Here is a 3,213-nt window from a genome sequence, read left to right as displayed (position 1 = left end):
AGTGCCGTATAATTTGAATTTTTTATAACAATTTCTTTTGGTGAGAAATTGGAGCGGCACACGAGGCTCGAACTCGTGACCTCAACCTTGGCAAGGTTGCGCTCTACCAACTGAGCTAGTGCCGCATTCAAATAGTCAGTAATTTGTCCGTTGGTGCACAACCTAAAGGTTGCGGTAAAACGTTCTGGCAACTGAGCTAGTGCCGCATTCAAATAGTCAGTAATTTGTCCGTTGATGCACAACCTAAAGCTTGCGGTAAAACGTTCTGGCAACTGAGCTAGTGCCACAAATTTCAACTATAAAGTTTAGCTAAAGACACACTAACCCCGCGAGGGTTAACGTCTTAAGCGGGGCAGGATTCTACAATAATCCGATGTGTTTGCAAATGTTTTTTACAAATTAAAGAATTTTTCTTGGTAAACCTTTAATTCCATAATTGAATCTTTTATATCATCAAGGGCAAGGTGTGAACCTTTTTTATTCACTTGAGCAAGAACCTCAGGCTTCCAGCGGCGCGCAAGCTCTTTAATAGTGCTTACATCAAGGTTGCGATAATGAAAATAGTCTTCCAATTCCGGCATGTACTTATTCATGAATCGACGGTCTTGGCCGATTGAATTTCCGCACATAGGCGATGCGCCAGCAGGTACCCACTGCTTCAAAAACGCCAATGTTTGCTCAATGGCATCTTGCTCAGTGAAAGAACTTGCTTTGCAGCGGGCTGTTAAACCTGATTGACCATGTTGGGTCGTACACCACTCGTCCATGCCATCAAGTAATTCATCGCTTTGATGAATAGCAATAACAGGGCCTTCAGCCAAGATGTTTAACTCACTGTCGGTGACAACAGTGGCAATTTCGAGTATTTTATCTGTTGCTGGTTCGAGGCCAGTCATTTCCAGGTCGAGCCAGATAAGATTTGATTTATGAAAAGACATAGTTACCTTAGCGGTGCTTTCCTTTAGATCCAACGCATTTAGATATATCATATTAGTATCATCAGTCGACCTAAAGCTTTTTTTTCAAAAAGCCCGACATTTAATCAAGTTATAGGCCAAAAGTGGCAAAACAAAAGAAATTAAGTAAAGGCCAGTCTCGTCGGATTAAGGCCAATCATCAAAAACGTTTGTCTAATGCTGATAAAAAGCAAGACAAGGGCGCAGCCGTGCAATGGCAAAACGACAATTTAGGCCCTGCTGAAAATGCCGTTGTATTAAGCCGTTTTGGACAACATGCAGATATCGAAACGGACTCTGGTGATGTGCTGCGCTGTAACATTCGTCGCACTGTATCAAGCCTTGTTTGCGGGGATGAAGTGATATTTCGTCGCGCCAAAGTGAGTGAGGGTGACTTAGCCGGTGTCATCGAAGCAACTCACGAACGTCGCTCGCAGCTTACACGTCCAGATTTTTATGACGGAGTGAAAGTCGTTGCAGCTAATATCGACCAAATTTTAATGGTGTCAGCGGTATTACCTGAGTTTACTCCTAATATTATCGACCGTTATTTAGTTGCCTGTGAAGACATGGGCATAGAGCCGATTTTAGTGCTCAACAAAATCGATTTAATTGACGATGAAGGACTCGCCTATATTAATGAAATTCTCGATATTTATCGTGAACTGGGCTATCAAGTATTACTCGTCAGTAATAAAACAGGCCAAGGTATTGATGAGCTTAAACAAACGTTAATAGATAAAAACAGCATCTTTGTGGGTCAAAGTGGTGTGGGTAAATCAACGTTAGTTAATACTGTTTTACCCGACGCCGCTATTTTAACTCAGGAAGTCTCTGAAAATAGTGGTCTTGGGCAACACACAACAACCGTATCACGTTTACATCACTTACCCTCTGGCGGTAATCTTATTGATTCACCAGGGATCCGTGAGTTTGGCCTATGGCATTTAGATGTTGAACGCGTAACTTGGTGCTTTAAAGAGTTCCGTGACTTTATTGGCGGCTGTCGTTTTCGTGACTGTAAACATCTAAATGATCCGGGCTGTATCATTCGCCAAGCGGTTGATGATGGAGATATTTCAGAACTTCGTTTTGACAGTTACCACCGAATTTTAGAAACTATGGCCGATGGCCGTGCGGGTGCACGCGCTCCTCGCGTATAACTATTTAGGAAATAACAAGTGAGTTTAGATAAATTCAAAATTGCCATGCAGTATGCCATGCCAAAACATTTCATTTCGCGCATGGTCGGCAAGTTAGCAGCAGCGAAAGCGGGTGGCTTAACCACGGCGTTAATCAAGCTATTCATCAAACAATATAAAATTGATATGAGTGAGGCTAAATACCCCGATCCAGCTCATTACAAAACCTTTAATGAATTTTTTACTCGCCCTTTAAAGGAAGGTATTCGCCCACTTGCAGAAGAAAAAGACATTATTGCTCACCCAGTTGATGGTGCGATTAGCCAATTAGGTGACGTAGTAGATGGTCAAATAATTCAAGCTAAAGGGCACGACTACAGCTTACAGGCATTACTAGGTGGTAACGAAGACGATACCGTGCCATTTTTGGGTGGTAAGTTCGCAACAATCTATTTAGCACCGAAAGACTATCACCGTATTCACATGCCGATTGATGGGACGCTGAGTAAAATGATTTATGTACCAGGTGATTTATTCTCAGTGAATCCGCTTACGGCGCAAAACGTCCCTAACTTATTTGCGCGTAATGAACGTGTGGTTGCAATTTTCGAAACTGACATAGGCCCACTTGCGATGGTACTGGTAGGTGCAACGATTGTAGCCAGCATCGAAACCATATGGGCAGGTACCGTTACACCACCTGCCGGTAAAGATGTATTCAGCTGGAACTACCCTACCAAAGGTGATAACGCAATCACTTTGAAAAAAGGCGAAGAAATGGGTCGCTTTAAGTTAGGGTCTACCGTGATTTTAGCCTGGGGTGCAAACCAAGCTGAGTTTTTATCTGACCAACACCCAGAAACAATCACTCGCATGGGCACACCATTTGCGACAATCAAAGACTAACCATCGCACACCGCATAATAAATGCCAAAGAAAAGCGATGTATTCACTCGCTTTTCTCTCTTTACTAATCATACTAACACTGACTTAAGTACCGTTAACAGACACACTGTACATGGACTCTTTTTTATGGATAAATACCTTGGCTCAGGCACGACTTTTACACCTCGCAACGTACTTAGCTTGCTTTCTCCTATTATTATCTGCGGCTT

General features: G+C 42.7%; 4 protein-coding genes and 1 tRNA gene. 3 read left to right on the top strand and 2 right to left on the bottom strand.

What is annotated here, in order from left to right; genetic code table 11:
* Positions 1 to 49: 49 nt before the first annotated feature.
* Both JIG41_RS15135 and orn read right to left on the bottom strand, forming a co-directional pair.
* Positions 50 to 125 (bottom strand) — tRNA-Gly (locus JIG41_RS15135).
* A gap of 267 nt (positions 126 to 392) precedes the next feature.
* Positions 393 to 938 carry an oligoribonuclease gene (orn, locus tag JIG41_RS15130; protein WP_036971404.1) on the bottom strand — a complete coding sequence of 182 codons (546 nt, stop codon included), beginning with the start codon at positions 936 to 938 and terminating at the stop codon, positions 393 to 395.
* A 122-nt stretch (positions 939 to 1,060) separates the two neighbouring features.
* On the opposite strand from orn, the gene rsgA reads away from it, so the two are divergent.
* The 3 genes from rsgA to JIG41_RS22705 form a co-directional block, all read left to right on the top strand.
* Complete coding sequence (gene rsgA, locus JIG41_RS15125) at positions 1,061 to 2,119, top strand: small ribosomal subunit biogenesis GTPase RsgA (RefSeq protein WP_036971407.1); 1,059 nt, start codon at positions 1,061 to 1,063, stop codon at positions 2,117 to 2,119.
* 18 nt (positions 2,120 to 2,137) lie between these two features.
* On the top strand, positions 2,138 to 3,004 hold the full coding sequence (gene asd / locus JIG41_RS15120) for an archaetidylserine decarboxylase (RefSeq protein WP_036971409.1): 867 nt from the start codon (positions 2,138 to 2,140) through the stop codon (positions 3,002 to 3,004).
* Between the two features lie 21 nt (positions 3,005 to 3,025).
* A partial coding sequence (locus JIG41_RS22705; protein WP_206770789.1) for a hypothetical protein occupies positions 3,026 to 3,213 on the top strand: 188 nt, incomplete at its 3' end.

Origin of the sequence: Pseudoalteromonas sp. bablab_jr011 (assembly GCF_016464045.1) — a bacterium.
Lineage (GTDB): Bacteria > Pseudomonadota > Gammaproteobacteria > Enterobacterales > Alteromonadaceae > Pseudoalteromonas > Pseudoalteromonas lipolytica.
The sequence above is the reverse complement of the archived record's forward strand: the minus strand, read 5'-3'. Positions and strand labels throughout refer to the sequence as shown.